Raw genomic sequence first — 22344 nt, forward strand, 5'->3', positions numbered from 1 at the left:
TCTGATTTTCTTCATGAAACCTTCACGGAATCGCCAAGGCAGAAATTTCGTCGTCGGCCTAGTTCTTAATCGTCAACGGGGCGCAGCAAGCCAAACGGCCCCGAAAACGAACGAAACAAAGAACCCAATTAGGAGACGACCAATGACCAACATCACCAACAACATCTTCGCTGCAGTCACTTCAATCGCAGTTTCGGCCAGCCTCTTCGCTTACGCCATCGTTCCGGCAAGCCCCACGGTTTTCGCCTGAGACCTCACCCAACCAAACCACTCAATCAAACACACCCAATTCGGAGTAACACCATGACCAACCTGACCAACAACCTTTTCGCCGCAGTCACCTCAATCGCAGTGTCGGCCAGCCTCTTCGCCTACGCAATCGTCCCAGCAAGCCCGACGGGCTTTGCCTGAGATTTCCAACCTTCAACCCAATCAAAGAAACACACACACCGGAGAATTCACATGAGCAACCTCACCAACCACCTTTTCGCCGCAGCTTTCTCAATCGCGATTTCGGCAAGCCTCTTTTCCTACGCGATCATCCCGGCCAGCCCGTCTGTTTTCGCCTAAGAACAAGACCAGCGCCAAACAACAGAAGGCCAGCCTCCAGGGCTGGCTTTTCTGCTTTCTGGGCCCGAGCGTTTGATTGCTGACGACAACTCGCTGAAAGCCCGCTCCAAAATGCACGTAGAAGTCTTTGACGCATCATTTATGGGTTTGTGATAACCCATTCACCACAACCAACTATCCTGCGTGACACGACTTGGACGCTATCTTTGAACTTAAGCAGCAGATGCTCTTTCTCGAGCAGGCACATGCCTCGGCTCGGATGGGGCATTTTGTCCTTGATCCAAAGCGCCGCACGATCGAATTCTCTTCCTGGGTGCGCGACAATATCGGTTTGAATGACATGCCGATACCGCTGGAACGCTTGCCCGAGATTGTTCCAGAAGGTGAGCGGGATGACTTCGCTCGCAGAGTGGAAGAGATCATCACGAAAGAGGGTGACTTTGCTTTCGAAACCAACGTCCTAACGGCAAAAGGCGCCATACGGACCCAGCGCGTCAGCGGGATTCCTGCTTTTGAAAACCGCGTTACCAAAACCGGCCTGATCGGATTTTACGGCATTCTACAGGAAATCACGACTGAGAAGCAGGTCCATAAGGATTTGATCGAGGCGCGTGACAAAGCGCAAACCGAGCTGGAAGCACGCACCAATATTCTGGCAGCTGTATCGCACGAAATTCGAACACCTCTGGGCGGAATCCTCGGTATCATAGACCAATTGAAGCGGGAGCAGTCGGCCGCAGAGCGCGAGCGTGCACTCAGCCTGATTGAGGATTCTGCCCAAGTCCTCCTCCAGACGCTCGATGCCATTCTTCAACAAGCGCGGCTTGCTCAGGACGTGAGCGAACGAGAGCCCAGACGTTTTCGGCCCAGCGCCGTCGCACAACGCGTCGCAGAGATGTTTCGTCCGTTAGCGCGGCGCAAGGCCATTCGGATAGAAGTCAATGCAGGATCGCAAGCAGAGGTAATGGGCGATCCCGGACGGATCCAGCAGGTATTGGCCAACTTCGTCTCTAACGCCGTGAAGTTCACGCAGTCTGGTGCCGTCAGCATCTATGTTCAGGCACCATCTGATGGCAGTGAAGAATGGACCTTTGTAGTTTCTGACACCGGCGCTGGCATGGATCAACAGCGCGTCGATACGATCTTTGATCCTTATGACACCGCTGGCAGCGATTCATTGGGAAGATCAGTCGGCGCTGGACTTGGGCTTTCGATCACACGCGACATTGTCGAAGCGCTTAATGGCCGAATAGTGGTTGAGAGCGAAGTCGGAAGCGGCTCATCGTTCACAATCTACTTGCCCCTCAAACCCATCGAGCAAGAACAGGATGGGCCCGACGGGAGTAAACAGCAAGGCACACTGGTTCTTGCGGTCGAAAGAGCCACCGAACAAATCCAGATTGAGGCCATCGCAAGTGAGCTGGGATGGAACGTGCTAGCTGCTGATCAATGGGATGCCGTTTCCGACACGGACAATGCGGGTGTATTCATCGTCGCCGACCAATCGGGCTTCGAGACGCTCGCCGCCGCTTTAAAGCATGCGGCCCAGCGCATACTATTGCTGGGAGATGACACCGCGCACGGCACATTATCTGAAGAGCTCGCCGCCAAGACGGTCTTCCTTCAACCCGGAAGTATTGTACGCGTATTGCCTGAAATGCTGGACGGGGTGAGCAATGGCGCAGCTTGAGGACCTCCCGCTCGATGAACAGGTGACCATCCTGAAAGCACGCCTTGAGCGTGCGGATAAGGCACTGTTGGATGCAGAAACCGCCCTCGAAGGACGCATGCGCGAGTTGGACAGCGCCAACAAAGACCTCAGTCGGCGTGAAAGCGAACTGGCCGAGCGGCTGGACATTGAAAGCCGCCAACTGCTCGCTGCGCTTTCCACTGCACAAATGGCCACGATCTATGGTGAGAAAGACAAGCCATTTACCGCATCGGATGGGGCTGGATCTCTCCTTGGTCTGCCTGAGGACCAAGAGGCCACGCCTGAAACGCTGATCGCTGCATTGCACCCGCTGGACCGCGACCGGATCATGCGAGACGCGATCCAGTTCTTCACCCAAATGGAAGCTGGAATTGAACACAGATTTGAACACCGGGTTATCCGCCAGGATACAGGCGCAACGCACTGGCTGAGCTGGGTCATCAGGCGCGATGTCGGCACGGAACGGCGTGCGTCTGCTGTCTATGGAACCGTGCGTGACATCACCATCAGCCGGGCAAACGAACGAGCGGTTCGGGCGCTGCAACTGCGGGCGGTCCGGCGCGTGAGGCAGCTCGACGAACTCAGCCAAGAACTGGCGAGCCAACAGACAAAGACCGCTCAAGCGCTCGACACGCGGACGCGTTTCCTGACCGACATGGCGCAAACCATTCGCACCCCGCTCAATTCCTTGATGGGTGGATTGGAATTACTGGGCGATCAATTTTCCGGCCCATCCAAGGACTTCGAGGTCGTGAAGGACGCGGCCGATCAGTTGGTTGAGATATCGCAGAAGCTGATTGAAGAATCCGACCTGCCCGCTCCTATGGAGCCACAGGATCGCATTGCGCCGGACCTTTCAGCAGCCGATGGGATCGAAACACCAGAAACTCCACCGAAAGTGCTTTTGGCCGAGGATACTGAGAGCAATCGCTATGTTATCGAACGGATGTTGCAGGCGATTGGATGCGAAACGACGATTGTGACCAACGGGGTCGAAGCAGTCGAAGCAGTCCGGCAATCAACTTTCGATCTCATCCTTATGGATGTGATGATGCCGATCATGGACGGCGAACAGGCGACGCAGGCAATCCGGGCCATGACTGGGCCCGCTTCGCGCACGCCGATCATCGGTGTCACCGCACACAGCCTTCAAGCGGAACGTGAACGGCTATTGTCCGCCGGGATGACTGCTTGTCTGTCAAAACCGGTGCGCCGCGAAGAGCTGGAAACGGCCATCCGAACCGCAATGATTGGGCGCGAGGCAGTGCAGCCGCTCAATGCCCGTTTCGACCACGAACTCTTTCAGCGCACCTTCTTTGACCTACCCGCAGCCTACCGCGACCGCATGCGGGAGGCAGCGAAGAAAGATATCACCGATTTTGGCGAGGAAATGCTCAAGGCGGCCAAGGCTAAAGATGCAGATGGCTTGTCGCGCGCGGCGCACAGCCTGAAAGGCGTTTCGCTGAATGTCGGGGCCATCGGGATCGTCGAAGAGCTCAGCCGTTATCGCGAGACTTTGGCCGATGATCCAAACTTCTCCAGCGGCGCCTTACGCAAAGAGATCGCCGCAAGCCTTCTGGCTTTCGACGATCTCTACAATGCGTTGGTAAGCGAGGCTTAGTACGCGCCGCGTCCGCCGAGCACTGCGCCCGGTGTGCACAGCAACAGTTTCAGATCGACCCAGAGATTGGTGCGCTTCAGATATGCGCGGTCCATGATCGCCTGACGCTCGAACGGGATCTCAGCGCGGCCTTTGACCTGCCATGAGCATGTGATCCCAGGCTTTCCGCCCAAACGCTCCCAATGCGTGCCGCGATAAGTGGAGACTTCGCTAGGCAAGGCAGGACGCGGGCCGACCAGCGACATGCTGCCGCCTAGGACATTAAACAGCTGCGGCAGTTCGTCGATCGAGAAGCGGCGAATGAACGCACCGGTCCGGGTGATGCGCGGATCATTGCGCATCTTGAAGCATGTGCCGTCGCGCTCCGACTGTGAAAGCAGCGCTTTGCGGCGCTCTTCGGCGTCGGTGTACATTGAGCGGAACTTGATCATACTGAACGGCGTGCCGTCCGCGCCGATGCGCGTTTGGCGGAACAGCACAGGGCCCTTGTCCTCGAGACGGATCGAAAGCGCGGTTGCGATGAAGATCGGCAGCAGGGCAAGGATTGCGAGACCCGCACCGGCCATGTCGACTGCGCGCTTGGCAGCAGCATTCAATCGATCGAAGGCACCGCGCTCGGCTGCACCCGCCATCGCTGCGTGAGCAAGGAATACTGCATTGCCGAGGACATAGCGTTTGGCCATGCGACGCGGCTCCATAGCCAGACGCCAAATCCACTCGCTTTTGAGGGTGCGCACCATCTCTGGCGCGCGGGGGATACGGCCCGAATAGTAATCGAACAGGCCGCCAACGCCCATCACGACAGGTGCATTGAGGCGATGGCGATTGCGCGCAATCCACTTCTCCTGAAGCGGAACGCCAAAGCCGACAAGAACAATACCAGCATGCGAACGGTTGATCCGTTCGATCAGAGCCTCTTCCTCATCCGGCTTAAAGTAGCCCGAGCATGTTCCCGCGATGCGCAGAGCGGGATAGTTGCTGATCGCCCAATCAGCCGCGCCATCGGCAATACCGGGCTTTCCTCCGAGCAAGAAGATGCCTGTACCTTCTTCCTGCGCTTCACGGCACAGGTCGGGGAAAAGATCGGTCCCGTTGAGATTTTCACCCAGCTGCTTGCCACCAAGTTTGGCAGCAATCTCCATGCCGACACCATCGGGCAGCAGCAGGTCGCTGCTCTTCAGCGCCTCGCAATACTCAGAATCACTGCGCTGTTCATTGATGCAATGAGCGTTGACGAAATTAATCGTGCTGCGCTCTCCCGCGCCGACCCGTGCAAGAATGTGCTTTGCCATTTGGCGACGGCGCGCGCGCACCAGAGGCAAATCAAACAAGCGCGTTGTCGGCCACGCACGAGCTGCCTCGATACGGTCTGCCAGTTGCGCGCCTGGGATGAGGCGGAAGTCTTGGGTCGGGTTTAGTTTCATCGGACAAGTTCCTTGAATTGATCTTGCCCGTCATGTCGCAATGCCCGTGCCAAACTCACAAATTATTGTTTTTATTATTATTTCCTCACTCTGGATTGAATGAGGAATCTCTAGAACGACTGACTTTCGCAAAATGCATCACAAATTTTTCGCAAAATGCGAGAATGCGGTGACATTCTGCGAAACAGGAAATGACCTGATCGCGGCAGACCGTCGAAAACCCCAGAATTCCGCCATTTTCGGACATTGGCACGGATGTTGAAATTGGTTTTCCCGAACACGTTTCGAGGAAACCATGCACGCACTTATTCGCACCATAACGACGCCGGACAGCTGGCCCGCCTTTGCGCGGGGCATGCTGGCGTACGGCTCTGCCGAGGCGGCGACCCGTGTCGTGCGTTTGGGTGCGATCCTGGTCGTCGCGCGTCAGATTTCGCCGATGATGCTCGGCACCGCTGCGCTCGCCTTGAGCCTGTTCGAAATGGTCCGCGTGCTGACACAGGCTGGTGTGGGCCAGCGCATTATCGTTGCACGCGATAACGAACTTCAATCCATCTGCCGCACCGCTCTGCGCCTGTTCTGGCTTGTCTGCGGCGCGGTGATGGGCATTCAACTCCTGGTCGCGGCGGCCGCATGGCTCTTCTTTGGTCTGGCCGAGGCCGCCGCGATGATTGCTGTTCTTTCGCTGGTCTATGCATTTATGCCGGCTGGCCTTGTGCAGATCTTTCTGGCGATGCGCGAACAACGCATGGCCCGCACGGCGAAGGTTGGCGCAGTCCAGAACATGGCCGACAGCGCGCTCACAGTTGCACTGGTTCTTCTCTGGCCAAGCGCATGGGCAATCATCCTGCCCAAACTCCTGACCGCGCCAATCTGGATGATATTGGCCCGTCGTACGTTCAATTGGACCGAAGACCGCTCGGTCACGCCTGCCCCATTTGCCGAATTCAAGAGCTTTGGCCCCGCCATTCTGGGCTCGGAAATGCTGGCGGCTGCCCGTCTTCACGCTGATAAGCTCCTGGTCGGCGCACTGCTCGGCACCGAAGCACTGGGTCTCTATTACTTCGCCTTCAACGCTGGGCTGGGCATCACGCAATCGGTTGTTGCCGCCTGCAACCTGGTGCTCTTCCCGCAACTCGCCAAGTCGAGCGCGGACGATCTCGACCGCGAATTCACCCAGGCGTTCCTTATGGGGCTTGCCGTCCTGTTCCCGATCGTCGCAGCACAGGCTCTGCTCGCTCCCTTCTATGTCCCGATTATCTTCGGCGCGACTTGGGTCCCGGCCGTTCCATTCCTCGCCTTGCTCGCCTGCGCCGCACTGCCGCTCTTCTGCGCCGCCGTGATCGGTGCCCGTTACCGCGCGCTGGGCACACCTGTGGTCGAGACCAAGCTGATGGCCGCGACCACAGCGACAGCCCTAACCGGCCTCGCGTTCGGCGCGCAAAGCGGCCTTATCGGAGCCTGTATCGGCTTTGGAGCCGGTCTCGCGCTGATCCAGCTGCCCGCCGCGATCTTGGTGATCACGTCGAACACATCTTCCCAGACATCCGTCGCCCAAGGAGACCTCTGATGCCGAACCCAACTTTTTCCGTCATCATTCCCGCATACAACGCTGCGGCCACGCTGTGGTCGACCGTTGAGAGCGTCGCGTGCCAGTCGGATCGCGATATGGAGATCATCATTGTCGATGATGGATCGACCGACGAAACGGCCTCGGTAATGCTCCAGATCGCCTGCAAAGTGGCGCGGGTGCGCACCGTATCGCAGCCAAATGGCGGCGTGTCTTCAGCGCGAAATTACGGCGCGTCTTTGGCCAAGGGCGATTACCTCGCATTTCTGGATGCAGACGATGAGTGGGCACATGACAAACTCGCCCAGCACCGAGCTTTGCACGCCACCTATCCACGCCTGGGCGCGAGCTTTGCGCAGGTTGTGTTCTGCCCTGAGAAGAACGGCTCAATGGTCGAAAGTCGCTCCGTTTCGAACGTCCCCGGTGGAAGCCTGAATGCCGCCGACGTTCTGATCGAAAACGCGTTCTGCACTACATCCAATCTGGTTGTCAGTCGCGAAGCGTTCGAAGCCGCGGGCGGTTTTGATGAAAGCATGCGTTATGCCGAGGATCAGGAGTTGGTCGCACGGCTGCTGGCCAATGGCGTTTTGATGCTCGGGATCGATGCACCATTGGTGAAGTACCGGATGAGCGAGGACGGCCTGTCCTGCAATTTCGATGCAATGTTCGAAAACTGGCATGCCTTTGTTTCCGACTGGCTCATGGCAGAACAGATGCGCGAGGCTGAGGCGATTTACTGTCGCTACCTCACCCGCCGGGCTTTGCGCTCTGGCGCGCATATGTCCGTTATCCGCGCATTCGCCAAACGCGGGATGGCCGCTCACCGCGCAACCTTCCTCACCGGTGGCCTGCGTAGTCTCCTCACTCTCGGCGGCGTGATCGCCGGTGCTGCAATGCCTGCACCACTGCGCCGCGCTGTCTTTGCCTGAACCTGCTTCCCCCGAAGGAGAACTCCCGTGACCAACCCGAAAATGTCAGTCGTAATGCCAATCTACAACGTCGAAGCCTTCGTTGGTGAGGCGGTGCAATCCGTGCTCGATCAGACTTTCGAAGATTTTGAGCTGATCTGCGTCGATGATGGTGGTCAGGACGCGTCGATGGATATCGTGCGCGACTTTGACGATCCGCGCATCCGCATCATCAGCCAGCCCAATCGCGGCCTTGCTGGCGCGCGCAACACGGGCATTGCGAATGCGCGGGGCGAATTTGTCGCTCTGCTGGACAGCGATGACCTGTGGCACCGCGAGAAACTCACGCTGCATTACATCCACCTGACCGCCAATCCGGATATCGGCGTCAGCTATGCTGGCTCGCGCATGATTGATCGCGATGGCGAAGTGCTGAGCGTGGCGATGCGCCCGAAACTTGGCCGTGTGACCCCGCGCGACATCATCTGCCGCAATCCTGTCGGCAATGGCAGCGCTCCCGTCTTGCGTCGCAGCGCGCTGGAGAAAGCCACTTTCGCGCACCCCACAACCTTCGGCCGAGATTGCTGGTTCGATGAGGAGTTCCGCCAATCGGAAGACATCGAGATGTGGATCCGTCTCGCCGTCAAGCACGGCGTCGTCTTTGCTGGCATTGACGGTCTGCTGACCAACTATCGCATCATCCCAGGAGCGTTGTCGGCCAACGTTGTGAAGCAATATCTCAGCTGGACCAAAATGCTGCGCAAGCTGCGCGGATACGCTCCTGACTTTGTCGAGAAACACGGCAACACCGCCCGCGCATATCAGCTCCGCTATCTCGCGCGCCGCTCGCTGCAATTGGGTAATTTTGAGCTGGCGCGTGATTTCCTGCGTAAGGCTGTCGGCCTAAAACCGAAAATCGTGATCGAGGAGCCGCGCAAGACCATAGTGACGGCATTGGCGGTCATCGCCGGATCAGTCATGGGCCGCGACAGGTTCACTTCCATGATGCGCCCGTTTCTGAGGAAAGCGGCATGATCCGCATCGTCCACCTGCTGGATGACTTTGCGATGGGCGGGGTCACACGTGCGCTGACACTGTTCGACGACCCGGCCATCGCACAGATCGCGGTGTCTGAAGTAGTGCCTGTCGCCCCCAAGGCATGGATCGCGCCAGCACTGGACGCTGATCTTATTGTCGATCACATGCCATTTTCTTGGGGGCGGCTGACATTTCTGGCCAGCCTGCGGTTGCGCAATCCAAGCGCACGCATTCTGCACGTGGAGCACAGCTACACACGGAACTTCGAGGCGCACATGGTTGGCGCTAAGGGTCGATTTCGGCGAATGATCAGGATGTCCGCAAAGCTGGTGGACGAGGTCATTTGCGTCTCGAACGCTCAGCGCGATTGGTTCGTCGAAAGCGTCGGATTGGGTCAGCACAAGGTAAGGACCATTTACCCTTGGACTGAGCGCCCCGAGCTCTTTGAGATTGAGCCCGCAGAGCCATTGGCCGGACGACCGCTGCATTTGCTTGCCTATGGACGGTATGCACCCGTCAAAAACTTCGAAGCTCTAATCACAGCGATGCGCTCTTTCGAACCGTATCAGGTCCGCCTGACGCTGTTTGGTGGAGGACCCGATCATGGCGCTCTTGCCGATATGGCGAGCGATCTTCCGCACGTTCAGGTGCATGGGCCAACGAACAACCCGGCCGCTTTCCTTCGGGGATGCGACGCGGTGATCATGCCATCGAAATATGAAGCATTTGGCCTGGTCGCGACGGAGGCTCGCATGGCTAGCCGCCCGATCATCGTCGCTGATGTCGATGGTCTGCCCGAACAGGCAACTCAGGGAGGAATGATCGCAGACCTCGAAACTGCGCCACAGATTGCGGCAGCCATTTACAGCGCGTTGAAAAGCGATCTTCCGAAGCTGGGCCTCGAGGCGCGTAAGGGTGTGCTGGACCAGAATAAGGCGATCCTCAATGCGTGGAAGGGGATCATCCTGCGCGCTGCCCTCTCCAAGGCGCCAAGAAATCCTGTCATCAAAAACAAGGGACGAGCAGCAGCCTAGCTCTTGCATCCATAGAGCTTGCCGCTGTTCAGGCCGTCGATCCACTTTATGCGACCCGGTGGATCGGCGGCCTTTTCGTGTGTCTGGTGAAGGGCCAGTGCCTATCTATGGCACCGGTGATAATGGCCCGCTGACCAGCATCCCTTCCCTACTAGCGGGGGCGACAGGCATCAAAGCAGATCAGTTCGTTTGCGGAGCTGTGCGCAGACCTGCGCCAATCACAATGAGTGCTGGCCAATAAAGGTAAGCGAGAATCTCCAGGTTCTCGCCGAACGAGTAGAGCCCGAGCACCAGCACCATCGCAAAGGCGCAGCGGGCGGTCTCGTTAGTCAGGGATCGCGCGGCAAGCACAGCCATCGTTACCAGCAGCGGCACCGCCAAAGCGATGGCTCCGCCAAGCCCCTTAACAAAGAGCAGGCCGTACCAGCTGTGATGGCTTCCGATGGGCATGTACTCCACCAGATGCGGGCCATTCTCGACCACGCCATGACCGAACCAATAGGCTTCCGAGTGCCAGCGTTCGATGGCGATACGGCCCAATGTGGCACGCACGCGGCTTGAATCGGCGCGGGCAGCGGAGAATTCTGCGACCAAGCTGTCGATCAGTTCCAAGAGCATCGGGCCAAAGAAGCCGAGCGCTAGAACCGCAGGAGCAGCCACCAGCCAGAGCGAACCGCGATCCAGACGAGCCACGCCCCACACAAAAGGAGCGATGACGATCAGTGCCACCAAAGCAAGGCGCGACTGCGAAAACACCGCAAGCGCGATGCCACCCGCGACCCCCACGGTTTTCCAGCCCAAATGCTTCTCCCGCGCAGCGAGGAGGACATAGATCACTCCCATCATGCCAGCAGCCGGCGACCAAGGCGCAAAGAACTGCCAGCGCGGCGTGCCAGCACCTGGCTCAATCGTGTAAAGCTGCGCCGCGAAATAGTCCGGCCCTGCACCGCCCAGAATAGCGAGCGGCGAAACCCAGAGACGTTCGGGAAGTCCGATCATCGGTGCAACTAAAAACACCGGCAGGATCAGCAGTGTGTAGAGGCCCAATTTGCACACCGCGCGGTAGACAATCTCTGGCCGGACATTCAGCAGCGCACCCGCAAGCGGAAAAAGCGCGATCAGCGCCCAACCCTTGGCCCATCCGACAGAGGACTTGATCGTCGCACCCGTTCCAAGGGAGAAATTTGCATGGCCAATCCATAAGATGACCAGCATCGCCGCCATTCCGGCAATCCAGAACCAGATCGTGCCCGGAATGCGCATCGAATTCTGCTGATCCAGATACATCGCGCCCAGAGCCATCGCGCCTAGAACCCAGCCGAGGACGGGCCCCACAATGTAGAGCCCGCCCACCAGCCAGAGGACCCAGGTCCACTGGATTGTGCCCGAAATCAGGCGTTCGGCAGCAGTTTGCGAATGATGGGCTGACGCAGCCATAGCAGGAGAAATCCGATTAGAATGAAGAGGGTCGCGCCCATCGCTCCGGCAATCGCGATCAGCGGCTGCGGCGAAGACTTGGCACGCGGGAGCGAAGGCACTTCGAGCGTTTGAACCAGAGGATAGGACGCGAAAGGATCGGCCTTGTTGGTATCAAGCTGCGCCAAGGCAGAACTGAATACAGCCTCGGCCACGCGCAGGTCGCGTGTCAGGTCAGCCAGCTTGGATGCTTGCTCAACCTGTTCACCTGTCACTTCCGACTGCGAGGCGATCTGTCGCTGAAGCTCGGCCAGCGCCGCACCGTTTCCAGCATGGTTGCTGTCGCGCTCGGACAGACTGGCGAACAGGTTTTCACGTGTGTCCGAAACCGCAAGGTCTGCAAATTGCAGCACACGGCCCTCGCTCATGCCGGTCAATTCGCGGCCGCGCTTGGCCATTTCCTTTTCGAGCAGCTGCTTCTCGGCAGTCAGCTCTTCAATGGTTTCATGGGCGCTTCCCAGTGTTCCGCTCTTCTCGGTAAGCGTGCCGCTGGTTTTGGCGTAGAGGTCGAGCAGATTGGAAAATTCGGGGTCTGCTTTCAGACGCATGGCGTTGCGCGCCTGCGGCAGTGAAGTTGCCAGCGTGGAGGTGAGGCGTCCGGTCGATGCACCGCTCTCGGCAACTTTCACGCGGCGATCACGCTCGCTAGCTTTCAAACGATCAAGCTCGGTGATGCGGCCAGCAAATTGGTCAAGCGAGATGAGGCCGGTTTCCGCTTGGAAATCGAGCAATGCCTGCTGCGCCTCGTCAACCTTGCTCTGCAAATCGCCAATGCGCGATGCGTCGGCTTCTTCGCGGGTGGAAGCTTCATCCTTGCGCAGCGTCTCAAGCGCGGCATCAAAAGCCTTCTTGAGCGCACGCATACGAGCGCGCGCCTGTTGCGGATCGGAGCCTGCGATAGTTACTTCGATAAGGTTCGTTTGATCGATGAGTTTGATCGAAGGCGTGGGAAAGCCCGATGGGTCTTCGCCTGCAAGCTGCGCCGCATTGCCCAGAACCAAATCGGACATCAGCAAACGCTTATAGCTTTCCGTCGGGCTCAAGGACGGTGAGGCGAAGGCAGACGCGCTGTTGGTCGAAGCCTGACCGATGGATTCAAGGTTCATGCTTGCGCCAACGCCAGTGCCCGGCAGAACCAGAGTCATGCGGCTATCAAAGCGGTCGGGCGCAAGAGCGATGTATGCGATCGCCAGACCCCACACGAGCGCGAGCGGTAACGCTAGCGCGACGATGTAGCGGCGATAACGGCCAACCGAAGGCAGACCATCGCGCACAACGTGCCACAAGCGGACGAGCCGACGCGGCTCCTGCGCCGCATCACAGTCCTGGGGAGGAGTGGTTTTGCTCACAGCGCGTTGTCCAGCAGGATAGCGGGCGTTGCGGTGTTCACCGCCTCGCTGATCAGGCCGACAGCTTCGCGGAAATTCGTCCAACGGCTGTCGTAACACGCGATGGAATCGCCCGGCATCAGATAGGGGTTGAGCGCATCGCGATTGGCTTCGCGCACCAGTTTCTCGATGTCTCGCTCGACCACGATGCTTTCGCCGTTGATCGGGTTGCGCGAGATCAGGACCGCGCGGCGATCAGATTGCATGTAGCTGCCACCCACGCAGTTGGCTGCGACGAGCCCCTGCAACAAGCGCGTGCCATATGGCAGCGATGTGGTCTGAGCACCAATGGCTGCGCCCGCATTGTTGTTCGCGCTGCGCGTCAGGTTCGACATATAGACGCGGATACCTGGTGCGGTCAGCGGGGTCGGGCGGACAAGGTCGGGATTGAAGCAACGGCGGCTCGGCACGATCACGCGATCACCCGATGAGATCGCGACATCGCGACTCGACCAGCCATGGATGAAGCCGGAAAGATCGAACTCGGCATAGGTGGTGTCGCGGATAAGATAGATGCGCTGAACGTCAGCGTCAGGGCGAACTCCGCCAGCTGCGCGGATGGCTCCGGCAACCGAACGCGTGATGTTGTCATCGCCGCTGACCGCGCCCTCTTTCAAGCCAATGCGGCTTTCCGGAGTGCGCTCACCGGCGCGCACGGCACCGGGTTGAAACACAGCGCCACCAACCGAAACCGACACACCGGCATTTTCGATCAAAGCAACACGCACCGCATTCTTGAGCGGGCGGACGATGTTGCTGGAAACAAGTTGACTGCGAAGGGCAAGAGTAAGGTCGGCAACCGACTTGCCTGCCGCGTCAATCGGGGACTGACCACGCAGCGCGAGGGTACCGTCGCTGGCGATCACATAGGTGCCGGAGATCAGGCCATCATCGCCCATGACCTTAACCTCAAGACGATCACCCGCGCCCAGCGGCGCAGTGCGATCAAGGAAGGTCGCTGGATGGACGCGTTGAAGAGTGTCCAGCTCGCGCGGCACTTTCCAGTCGCAAGTCGGGACGCCACGCGCCACCGGTGCCCGCTCGATCCAGTCGCCCTGCGGCTGTTGGCTGCCGTCCCACGCCACCTGACCGGGGCCATACACTGAGGATGCAACATTTGCGGGCGCCGGGCCGGACACACAGCCGGACAACGCAACACTGGCGCTGGCACAAGCGAGTGCGAATTTACGGGTCAGACGGGGCATTTGCATTCTCCATTGAATTGGTCTGCCCCCAACTTTCCAAGGATCGTGCCAAACCGCGAAAACCGCGGAGTTCTGCGGTTTGCAAAACGCGGGACGGGTCGTTTTCGCATTTTGCGTGTGCAGCATTTGCGTTTTGCGAAGATTTTCGCATTATGCGTCATCAAAGGTCGCAAAATGCAGCGAAAACGGGCGTCATTTTCGGCACGGCAATTGCATCATGCAAAAGCAGTTCAACTGACGGAGTTGCTTTGAATGAAGGGTATTATCTACGCCGAGCTGCTCGGGTTCCTCGATGAATCCGGCGGACCGGCATTTACCGAACAGGTGCTCGCGAGCGCAGACCTGCCGCATGGCGGCGCGTTCTCGCGCGTCTCGCGGTACCCGTGGGAACAGGCTGTGCAGGTCGTCACTGCCGCGTCAAAGATCACCGGAGCCGATGCCGCCGACCTTTGCGAAGGCTTCGGCAAGTTTCTGTTTAACCGGTTCACCGTTCTCTACACCGAGATTGTCGAGCGCTATCCTACCGCAGAGGGGATGCTTGCCCATGTCGAAGACCACATCCACGAAGAAGTGAAGGTGCTTTACCCCGATGCGGTGCCGCCAACGGTAACATCGTGGGAGGACAATGACGGCTTCGTGGTCGAATACAAATCGCACCGCCCGTTCGCTCACATCGCCTTTGGTCTTGTGCAGGGATGCATGAAGCATTTTGGCGATCCGCGGACCATCGAATGGGTTGATCGCGACCCCAGCGGCCAGACCGCCTTTTTCAGGATCCACTGATGACCGAAGCCAAAGTTCTCATTGTTGAAGACAGTGCCTCCCTTGCGCTGGGCTATGCCGCCCAACTTGAGGATGCGGGGTATGAAGTCAGCTTGTGTGAGACTTTGGGAGAAGCACGCCGCTCGCTTTTGAGCGACACTTTCGACGTGGTCCTTCTCGATCTGCAATTGCCCGATGGCGATGGCCTCACGCTGTTCGATGCACTCAGTGATATTAAGGCAGCTCCCTCAGTTATCGTTGTAACCGCCGATGGCTCGCTCAACCGTGCGATCGCGGCGATGCGGCTGGGCGCTTATGACTTTATGGTCAAACCCGTTTCGGGAACGCGCCTGCTCAGCACTGTCAGCAACGCTGCCGAACAAAGCGCCAGCGCGTCTTCGGACGCAACGGAAGCAGTCGCGAGCCAAGACGATCCGGATAACTTCCACGGCTTCATCGGCAAATCGCCAGCGATGCGCGCTGTCTTCCGGACCATCGAAAGCGTGGCCGATTCAAAGGCGACGGTGTTCGTCACCGGCGAAAGTGGAACGGGTAAAGAGGTAACCGCCGAAGCGCTCCATTCTCAAAGCAAGCGGCGCAGCGGACCTTTCGTTGCCATCAACTGCGGTGCGATCCCGGAAAACCTGCTTGAATCCGAACTGTTCGGCCACGTCAAAGGCGCGTTCACGGGCGCGGTCGAGAACCGGATCGGCGCGGCCAAGGCCGCGGATGGCGGGACACTGTTCCTTGATGAAGTCTGCGAGATGGACCTGAAGCTTCAGGTCAAACTGCTCCGCTTCCTTCAGACCGGCATGATCCAGCGGGTCGGCAGCTCCGCCGCTGAACCTGTCAATGTACGGATCGTATGCGCCACCAACCGCGATCCCGAGCGTGAGGTGGCCGAGGGCCGCTTTCGCGAAGACCTCTACTACCGTCTCAACGTCATCCCGATTGAGTTGCCCGCATTGCGCGATCGCGGGGACGACATTGCCTTGATCGCCACCAATCTGGCGCAGCGCATTGCGGGTGAAGAAGGACGCTCGATCTCCGGCTTCTCGAAGGCGAGCGATGCCTATCTTCAACAGCACGACTGGCCCGGCAATGTGCGCGAGCTGCAAAACGCTCTGCGCCGCGCGATTATCACGGGCACAGGTGGCAAGATCGAGTTTACGGGTGGTTCGCGCTCGCTTCCACGGCAGGCCGCCCCTAACCCGCCGAGCAACATCACGCCCGCGCAGGCTCAGCCTTCGTTCGAACCGAAACCCGTGCAGCCCGCATCAATCGCAGACTTCTCTGGCATGACTCTCGATGAAGTCGAACGCATAGCGATCGAGCAAGCCATCGCGCGCCATGCAGGCAACATCGTGCAAGCCGCCAGAGGCCTGGGGGTCAGCCCATCAACAATCTACCGCAAGCTTGACCGCTGGGGCGGATAGGCAACAACCACGTAATGCGTTGCGGTGGCAAGGCATCAATTCTCAATCAAAACGAGCGATTGATCAGGTTCTCGAGATACTCTTGCCTCCCCGACTTAGGCTTTGGCTGCAGGCTGTTCTCGACCGCATGGTCAGCAACCTGCTCTAGTGTCATATCGCCAGCCAGAGCTTTGGCGGCAAAGCCGTTCCGCCAACCTGCGTAACGTTGCTCGGTGAACGCTGCGAAACTGCCGTCTTCGATCATCGATGCGGCTGCCAACAATGCACGTGCCAGCACGTCGACGCCGCCAATATGAGCGTGGAACAGGTCCTCTGCATCCACCGATTGTCGGCGGATTTTGGCGTCGAAGTTGAACCCGCCAGTCTTAAAGCCGCCGCCTTGGAGGATGTGATAGAGGACCGGGACCAAATCGGGCACGTTATTCGGGAATTGGTCGGTATCCCAGCCGTTCTGCGGGTCGCCTCTGTTGATGTCGATTGAACCCATGATGCCCAAGGCGTTGGCGGTCGCGATCTCATGCTCAAAGCTGTTGCCAGCCAAGGTGGCGTGGTTGGCTTCGATGTTCACCTGAACCTCGTTTTCAAGGCCATAGCGTTGCAGGAAGCCATACACTGTGGCGGTGTCGCGATCATACTGATGCTTGGTCGGTTCATGTGGCTTGGGCTCGATCAGGATCGATCCGCTGAAACCGATTTTGTGCTTGTGCTCCACAACCATCGACATGAAACGGCCCAGCTGGTCCAGCTCTTGCCCGATATCGGTGTTCAACAGTGTGTCGTAGCCTTCGCGTCCGCCCCAAAGCACATAGTTTGCGCCACCGAGCCGGTAGGTCGCGTTCATCATGGAACGCACCTGATGCGCAGCCCACGCAAAAACTTCCGGATCGGGATTGGTTGCAGCACCGGCTGCATAGCGCGGGTGGCTGAATAGGTTCGCCGTGCCCCACAACAGGTTCACGCCAGTTTCGGAAATCTTTCCTTCCATTCTATCGACGATGGCATCCAACTCTCGCGTGTAGCTCGCCGTGTCATCGTGATCCGCCATCGCGTCGACATCGTGAAAGCAATAGAACGGCGCACCCAGCTTGGAGAACAGATCGAAAGCTGCATCCAGTTTGGTCTGAGCCAGTTCAGTCGAAACCGGCCCCCCCGGCTTCCATGGACGATCAAATGTGCCAGCGCCGAAAATGTCGTGCCCAGGCCACGCGAAGCTGTGCCAGTAGCAAACGGCCCAACGCAGATGATCGCGCATCGATTTGCCCAGCACTTCGCGATCTGCATCGTAATATCGGTAAGCCAGTGGATTGGTGCTGTCCGTCCCCTCGAACGCAATCGACGGGATATCGGCGAAGTAGCTCATTTACGTGTCTCCAAAACTGGACTTCAAACTGGAATAGAGGGTCCGGAAGCGCTCCAGACGCGCCGTGTCGTTGGATTGCGGCAGATATCGCGCCATTTCAGGCGGCTGGCTGCACACGGCCTCAATGGTTTCATTGGTGACGGACAGCCGCGCCAACCGCGCTGCGCCATTGGCCGGTCCGACATGCGCGCCGTCGCGATAGACAAGCGGGACAGCCAGAGCGTCAGCCAGGATTTGCGCCCAAAATGCAGAGCGCGAACCGCCTCCAATGACCGAGAGCTCGCCGGGCTTTTCGGGCATCGCATCCAACCCATCACGCAGGCCGAAAGCCACACCTTCCAGAGTTGAACGGATGAGTTCCGCGGGACCCACTTCGCTTGTCAGTCCGAAGAACACGCCTTTGGCCGTTGGATCGTTATGCGGTGTCCTCTCCCCTGTCAGGTAGGGCAAGAAAAGAGGTAGTTGAGCAAAAGGCAGATTGCTCTGCTCTGCCGCCTCCAGCGCGGCCGCGACACCGCTGTAGCCGGTTAGTTTTGCCGCCCATTGCAAACAAGACGCAGCCGACAGCATCACAGCCATCGTGTGCCAGCGCCCCGGGAGGGCATGGCAGAAGGCGTGCAATCCATTCTCGGGAGCAGGCTGAAAACCAGCGCCTGCCGCGAAAGTGACGCCTGATGTTCCCAGACTCAAGAACGCTTGACCAGCATCAACTACGCCTGCGCCCACGGCTCCCGCAGCCTGATCTCCACCGCCGCCAGCGACCGGAACGACCGGCAGGCCCAATTCTGCGGCGACAGCAGACCGAAGCGTGCCAGTTTGCTCCGATCCCTCAACCAACCGCGGCATGTGCGTTTCGTCGAGCCCAGTCGCTTCCAGCATGGCGGGCGACCAGCCACGTTTCTCAACGTCTAGCCATAGCGTGCCCGACGCATCGGACATGTCGCTGGCTTTCTCGCCCGTGAGCAGAAGGCGCAGATAATCCTTCGGAAGAAGAATGGTGCGCGTTCGCCCAAAAATCTCGGGCTCTTCTTCACGCACCCATGCGAGTTTTGGTGCCGTGAAGCCTGCCATGGCCAGATTGCCGGTGTGATTGCGGGCCAGCGCATCCAGCTCTTCACACTGCGCCGCGCTTCTCCCGTCATTCCAAAGGATTGCCGGGCGCAGCACATCATCTCTGGCGTCGAGCAGCACCGCGCCGTGCATTTGTCCGGAAAGACCAATGCCGCGCATTACCGAGCGCAGTTGCGCGGGCAAACCCAGTATGGAGTTTCGGGTGGCATCCCACCATGCGGCTGGGTCCTGCTCTGACCAAAGTGGCTGCGGCCGTTGAACATTGAGAGCCGCCGAGCTTTCGCCGCGCACCGTGCCCGTATCATCCACGATTACCGATTTGACCGCAGAGGTCCCCAGATCAATTCCGAGCCACATCAGCCGATTGCCTCCACTTCGAACCGGCATTCGATTTCCATCGTTTCACCCGGCTCCAGCGTCATGAGACCGGTGACCGCGCTATCGTGAGGACTGTTCACCGCATCGGGAATGTGACTGACAGGTTCGACGCAGAAGAAGTCCTCTCCGGCTGGCGTGTAAACATGGACGAACGAGAGGTTTTCCGACGGGAGGACGCGCAGCCGGTGCGTTGGCCAGGTGATCATCAAAGGCGCATCTGCACCCTCAAAGCAATGGTCAAACCCTTTTTCATTGAACCATTCAGGCGCGCCCGAAAGTTCCTTGCGAGCAACAGGTAGACGATCCTTGCCCGTTTCCCATTGAGCACGCGGCGCGAAACTAAAGCTTGCGCCCTCGCGTGGGAAATAGGGGTGAAGCCCCAAGCCGGTTGGCATCGGGCTGCTGCCATGATTGGTCGCCGACATGGAGTAGACAAAGCCCGTCGATGTGACCTCAAATCGTTGCTCAGCCGAGAAAGGCCAAGGCCACAACACACCATCATGATTTAGGCCGAGCCTTATCGAAGCCTCACCACTTTCGATGGTTGACCAGGGGCTTCGCCAACCCAACCCGTGAAGAGCATGCAACGGCTCAATGCCGAGCGGCGCCGGAGGTAGCATCCAGGGCTTTCTCTGATAGGTGAGGCATCCTCCGGCGATCCGATTGCAGAAAGGAACGAGCGGAAAGCTGCCAAGATCGCGCATGTCCGTTCCGCCTTGAAACGGTCTGAAGATGTCAATGCCTTGCCATGTGAACGAGAGGACGCCCCCGCCCATCCACGGGTCCACCGCAATTGCCACATTGTCAGACTGAATCCGCAGCACGATTTAGCCCGCCATGTCCTCAAGCTCGCGACCAGCGGTTTCGACAACAAGCTTGGCGACGAAGATCGCCGAAACCACTGCAGCAGCCGCGTAGAAGCCATAGGTAATGGGCAGACCGACATTGCTGAGCAACCATGGGAAACTCATGATGATCAGGAAGTTTGCTGTCCATTGCGCAAATCCGGATACCGCCAGACCAGATCCCCGCATCTGATTGGGGAACATCTCGCCCAGCATCACCCACATCACGGGACCCCAGCTGAAGTTGAAGGCCACTACGTATAGGTTGGCCGCAATCAACGCCGTCAGACCTGCGCCGTCAGACAACTGCAGCTCGCCATCAACCAGCGAACCGGATGCAAAAGACACTGCCATCGCGAGCAGGCCTGCGGCCATCAACAATGAACCCGTCAGCAGCAAGGGTTTGCGACCAATCCGGTCGATCAACATGATCGCCGCAAAGACTGCGCCGATCGAAAGAGCGCCTGACAGAACGTTGATCTTGAGAGCGTCATTCTCGGTAAAACCAACCGCCTGCCAAAGAACCGCTCCATAGTAGAATACGATGTTAATCCCGACCAATTGCTGGAAGGTTGCGAGACCTATTCCGACCCAGACGATCATCCGAATTTTGCCCGTTTCGGTTGACACAAGGTCCGAAAGACGCGGCTGATGCTCGCCAGATAGACTTTCCTTGATCTCAGCCAATTTGCGCTCTGCGTTAGTCGGGTCAGATAGCTTCGTCAGAATCGACTGCGCCTCTGCTTCTCGCCCCTTCACAACGAGATAACGCGGGCTTTCGGGGATCAGGAACAGCAAAAGCAGGAACAATACGGCGGGCAGCAATTCTGCCCAAAACATCCAACGCCAAGCCTCATATCCGCCCCAGACTTGCGCCTGGCTTCCGCCAGCAACTTCGGCCAGCACATAGTTCGAGAGGAACGCTGCAGTCAGACCGATAATAATCATCACTTGCTGAATGGATGAAAGCCGTCCCCGCTTGTCAGCAGGAGCAACTTCCGAGATGTATGCTGGCGCAATAACGCTGGCTGCACCAACGGCCAAACCACCAAGAATACGAGCGATAATGAAGGTCGTGGCATCGCCCGCAATGCCTGACCCCCAGGCAGAAACAATGAACAAGACCGCTGCGATTAGCAGGACAGCGCGCCTGCCAATCCGGTCCGACAAACGGCCCGCAACAAACGCACCAACTGCGCAACCCAGCAGCATCGAGGCAACGTTAAAGCCGGTCCCGATTGTCGTTGAATTGAAGGCCTTTTGCAGCCCGTCAACGGTGCCGTTGATCACCCCGCTGTCAAAGCCGAACAGAAAACCGCCCAGCGTTGCGACTGATACAATCAGCATCACAAAGCGCGTATTGGCCGAATCAGTATGCGCCATCGAATATCCCTCTCCCTCGTGACATGAGGTATGTTAGCGCTAACGAAAAGGAAATCTAGTCTAGGTTGACGATTTGGCGGGTCCCGACGATCCACGAACGATCAACTGGCAGCCAATTTCCGGGGCAGCCAACGCCGGAATCTTGTCGTTTTCTTGGCCAGCAATGACGCCCAACAACTGATCGAATGCCACCGCGGCCATCGCGCTCACGGGTTGGTCAATTGTGGTCAGTTCGGGCCAGACCGAGAGCGAGGATGCGCTGTTGTCAAAACCGACAACTGTAAGATCTTCTGGCACATTCAGCCCCCGCCTATGGGCAACGCCAATTGCGGCCGCCGCCATATCGTCATTGCTGGCAAAGATCGCGGTCGGCGGGTTTGGCAGATCGAGCAGCCTCTGTGCCGCTTCCACTCCGGATCGGTATGTGAATTGACCCTCGACGAAATAGGAGGCCGGCAAGTCGAGCCCAGCCGCCTTGATTTCGTTGCGAAAGCCCTGTTCGCGCAGCCCACTCGAAGCCTGGTCAGGCTGACCGCGAACAAAGCCAATTCGCTGATGTCCCAGATCAATCAGATGCCGCGTCATCTCCCGCGCCGCATCCTCGTCATCGATGCTAACATCATGTGATCCCGCGGACTTATCGCCTCTGGCCACCGTAGCAGCCGGAATTCCGAGCTCCCGAAAAACAGAGAGGACTTCGTCCGAGCCAGATATGGGCGGCGGGAGGACAACCCCGGCGACGTCGGCTCGCGCAAGCCGCATCGCTGACGCCACATAGGACGCAGGACTGTTTTCATCGCAGATATCGACAATCAGGCGATTGTCCGAACGCTGCGCCGCCTCAAGAGCACCGTGAAGGAAACGGCCCAGATAACTGTCCGACGGGTTGGAATAGATAAGACCGATGTGAACATCGGTCCCCTTTGCGAGCTTACGGGCGGACTTGTTGGGACGATAATTCAGCGTGTCGACCGCGCGCAGTACCTTCTCGCGCGTGTCCTTATGAACACCACTTTCCTGGTTCATAACGCGGGACACCGTCATCGCGGATACGCCAGCATGGCGTGCAACATCGGACAGCTTCACAGCATTGGTGGTGCGCCGGCTTGAACGTGTTCCCTGTGCCATAGTCCCGGCAACCCTAGCGGCCGACAATTGGCATTG

The 22344-nt window shown here is 58.5% G+C and carries 20 protein-coding genes; 11 read left to right on the forward strand and 9 right to left on the reverse strand.

Features of this window, described 5'->3' with window-relative positions:
* Nucleotides 1–142: 142 nt before the first annotated feature.
* The 5 genes from AC0V6K_RS03505 to AC0V6K_RS03525 all read left to right on the forward strand — a co-directional run bounded on the left by AC0V6K_RS03505 (nucleotide 143) and on the right by AC0V6K_RS03525 (nucleotide 3902).
* Complete coding sequence (locus AC0V6K_RS03505) at nucleotides 143–250, forward strand: enoyl-CoA hydratase (protein WP_472624833.1); 108 nt, start codon at nucleotides 143–145, stop codon at nucleotides 248–250.
* 53 nt (nucleotides 251–303) lie between these two features.
* Nucleotides 304–411 (forward strand): enoyl-CoA hydratase, encoded by a 108-nt coding sequence (locus AC0V6K_RS03510; RefSeq protein WP_472624835.1) that lies wholly within the window; start codon nucleotides 304–306, stop codon nucleotides 409–411.
* Nucleotides 412–462: 51 nt separating this feature from the next.
* On the forward strand, nucleotides 463–570 hold the full coding sequence (locus AC0V6K_RS03515; protein WP_472624837.1) for an enoyl-CoA hydratase: 108 nt from the start codon (nucleotides 463–465) through the stop codon (nucleotides 568–570).
* A gap of 259 nt (nucleotides 571–829) precedes the next feature.
* Nucleotides 830–2260 carry a sensor histidine kinase gene (locus tag AC0V6K_RS03520; RefSeq protein ID WP_486172550.1) on the forward strand — a complete coding sequence of 477 codons (1431 nt, stop codon included), beginning with the start codon at nucleotides 830–832 and terminating at the stop codon, nucleotides 2258–2260.
* On the forward strand, nucleotides 2247–3902 hold the full coding sequence (locus tag AC0V6K_RS03525; protein WP_472624841.1) for an ATP-binding response regulator: 1656 nt from the start codon (nucleotides 2247–2249) through the stop codon (nucleotides 3900–3902). Before AC0V6K_RS03520 ends, AC0V6K_RS03525 begins: the two co-directional genes overlap by 14 nt.
* On the opposite strand, the gene AC0V6K_RS03530 is transcribed toward AC0V6K_RS03525, so the two are convergent.
* Entirely contained in the window at nucleotides 3899–5326 is a 1428-nt protein-coding gene (locus AC0V6K_RS03530; RefSeq protein ID WP_472624843.1) for a WecB/TagA/CpsF family glycosyltransferase, read from the reverse strand. The genes AC0V6K_RS03525 and AC0V6K_RS03530 overlap by 4 nt on opposite strands.
* 295 nt (nucleotides 5327–5621) lie before the next feature.
* Here AC0V6K_RS03530 and AC0V6K_RS03535 point away from each other — a divergent pair, with 295 nt between their 5' ends.
* Genes AC0V6K_RS03535 through AC0V6K_RS03550 form a run of 4 tightly spaced genes read left to right on the forward strand, consistent with a single transcriptional unit; the run spans nucleotide 5622 to nucleotide 9876 of the window.
* The gene (locus AC0V6K_RS03535) at nucleotides 5622–6896 is read left to right on the forward strand and encodes an oligosaccharide flippase family protein (protein WP_472624845.1); all 1275 of its coding nucleotides are present in this window, start codon (nucleotides 5622–5624) and stop codon (nucleotides 6894–6896) included.
* The gene (locus AC0V6K_RS03540) at nucleotides 6896–7825 is read left to right on the forward strand and encodes a glycosyltransferase family 2 protein (protein ID WP_472624847.1); all 930 of its coding nucleotides are present in this window, start codon (nucleotides 6896–6898) and stop codon (nucleotides 7823–7825) included. The genes AC0V6K_RS03535 and AC0V6K_RS03540 overlap by 1 nt, the downstream gene beginning before the upstream one ends.
* A gap of 27 nt (nucleotides 7826–7852) precedes the next feature.
* Nucleotides 7853–8839 carry a glycosyltransferase family 2 protein gene (locus AC0V6K_RS03545; protein WP_472624849.1) on the forward strand — a complete coding sequence of 329 codons (987 nt, stop codon included), beginning with the start codon at nucleotides 7853–7855 and terminating at the stop codon, nucleotides 8837–8839.
* Nucleotides 8836–9876 (forward strand): glycosyltransferase family 4 protein, encoded by a 1041-nt coding sequence (locus tag AC0V6K_RS03550; protein WP_472624851.1) that lies wholly within the window; start codon nucleotides 8836–8838, stop codon nucleotides 9874–9876. Before AC0V6K_RS03545 ends, AC0V6K_RS03550 begins: the two co-directional genes overlap by 4 nt.
* A 180-nt stretch (nucleotides 9877–10056) precedes the next feature.
* On the opposite strand, the gene AC0V6K_RS03555 is transcribed toward AC0V6K_RS03550, so the two are convergent.
* Genes AC0V6K_RS03555 through AC0V6K_RS03565 form a run of 3 tightly spaced genes read right to left on the reverse strand, consistent with a single transcriptional unit; the run spans nucleotide 10057 to nucleotide 13945 of the window.
* Nucleotides 10057–11313 carry an O-antigen ligase domain-containing protein gene (locus tag AC0V6K_RS03555; protein ID WP_472624853.1) on the reverse strand — a complete coding sequence of 419 codons (1257 nt, stop codon included), beginning with the start codon at nucleotides 11311–11313 and terminating at the stop codon, nucleotides 10057–10059.
* Complete coding sequence (locus AC0V6K_RS03560) at nucleotides 11268–12701, reverse strand: GumC family protein (protein WP_472624855.1); 1434 nt, start codon at nucleotides 12699–12701, stop codon at nucleotides 11268–11270. Before AC0V6K_RS03560 ends, AC0V6K_RS03555 begins: the two co-directional genes overlap by 46 nt.
* Entirely contained in the window at nucleotides 12698–13945 is a 1248-nt protein-coding gene (locus tag AC0V6K_RS03565) for a polysaccharide biosynthesis/export family protein (RefSeq protein ID WP_472624857.1), read from the reverse strand. Before AC0V6K_RS03565 ends, AC0V6K_RS03560 begins: the two co-directional genes overlap by 4 nt.
* Before the next feature lie 252 nt (nucleotides 13946–14197).
* On the opposite strand from AC0V6K_RS03565, the gene AC0V6K_RS03570 reads away from it, so the two are divergent.
* Nucleotides 14198–14728 (forward strand): heme NO-binding domain-containing protein, encoded by a 531-nt coding sequence (locus AC0V6K_RS03570; protein ID WP_472624859.1) that lies wholly within the window; start codon nucleotides 14198–14200, stop codon nucleotides 14726–14728.
* Entirely contained in the window at nucleotides 14728–16143 is a 1416-nt protein-coding gene (locus AC0V6K_RS03575; protein WP_472624861.1) for a sigma-54-dependent transcriptional regulator, read from the forward strand. The genes AC0V6K_RS03570 and AC0V6K_RS03575 overlap by 1 nt, the downstream gene beginning before the upstream one ends.
* 46 nt (nucleotides 16144–16189) lie before the next feature.
* Here the strand turns inward: AC0V6K_RS03575 and xylA are convergent, their stop codons facing one another.
* The 5 genes from xylA to AC0V6K_RS03600 are packed head-to-tail and all read right to left on the reverse strand — an operon-like array spanning nucleotide 16190 to nucleotide 22308.
* Nucleotides 16190–17503: a xylose isomerase gene (gene xylA / locus AC0V6K_RS03580; RefSeq protein WP_472624863.1), complete on the reverse strand. Its 1314-nt coding sequence runs from the start codon at nucleotides 17501–17503 to the stop codon at nucleotides 16190–16192.
* Nucleotides 17504–18931 carry a xylulokinase gene (xylB, locus tag AC0V6K_RS03585; protein WP_472624865.1) on the reverse strand — a complete coding sequence of 476 codons (1428 nt, stop codon included), beginning with the start codon at nucleotides 18929–18931 and terminating at the stop codon, nucleotides 17504–17506.
* A complete protein-coding gene (locus tag AC0V6K_RS03590) occupies nucleotides 18931–19776 on the reverse strand; it encodes an aldose 1-epimerase (RefSeq protein ID WP_472624867.1) in 846 nt (281 codons plus the stop codon). The genes xylB and AC0V6K_RS03590 overlap by 1 nt, the downstream gene beginning before the upstream one ends.
* A 3-nt stretch (nucleotides 19777–19779) precedes the next feature.
* On the reverse strand, nucleotides 19780–21180 hold the full coding sequence (locus AC0V6K_RS03595) for a sugar porter family MFS transporter (RefSeq protein ID WP_472624869.1): 1401 nt from the start codon (nucleotides 21178–21180) through the stop codon (nucleotides 19780–19782).
* 60 nt (nucleotides 21181–21240) lie between these two features.
* Nucleotides 21241–22308 (reverse strand): LacI family DNA-binding transcriptional regulator, encoded by a 1068-nt coding sequence (locus AC0V6K_RS03600; protein WP_472624871.1) that lies wholly within the window; start codon nucleotides 22306–22308, stop codon nucleotides 21241–21243.
* Between the last annotated feature and the right edge of the window lie 36 nt (nucleotides 22309–22344).

The organism is Erythrobacter sp. S43 (assembly GCF_057364955.1).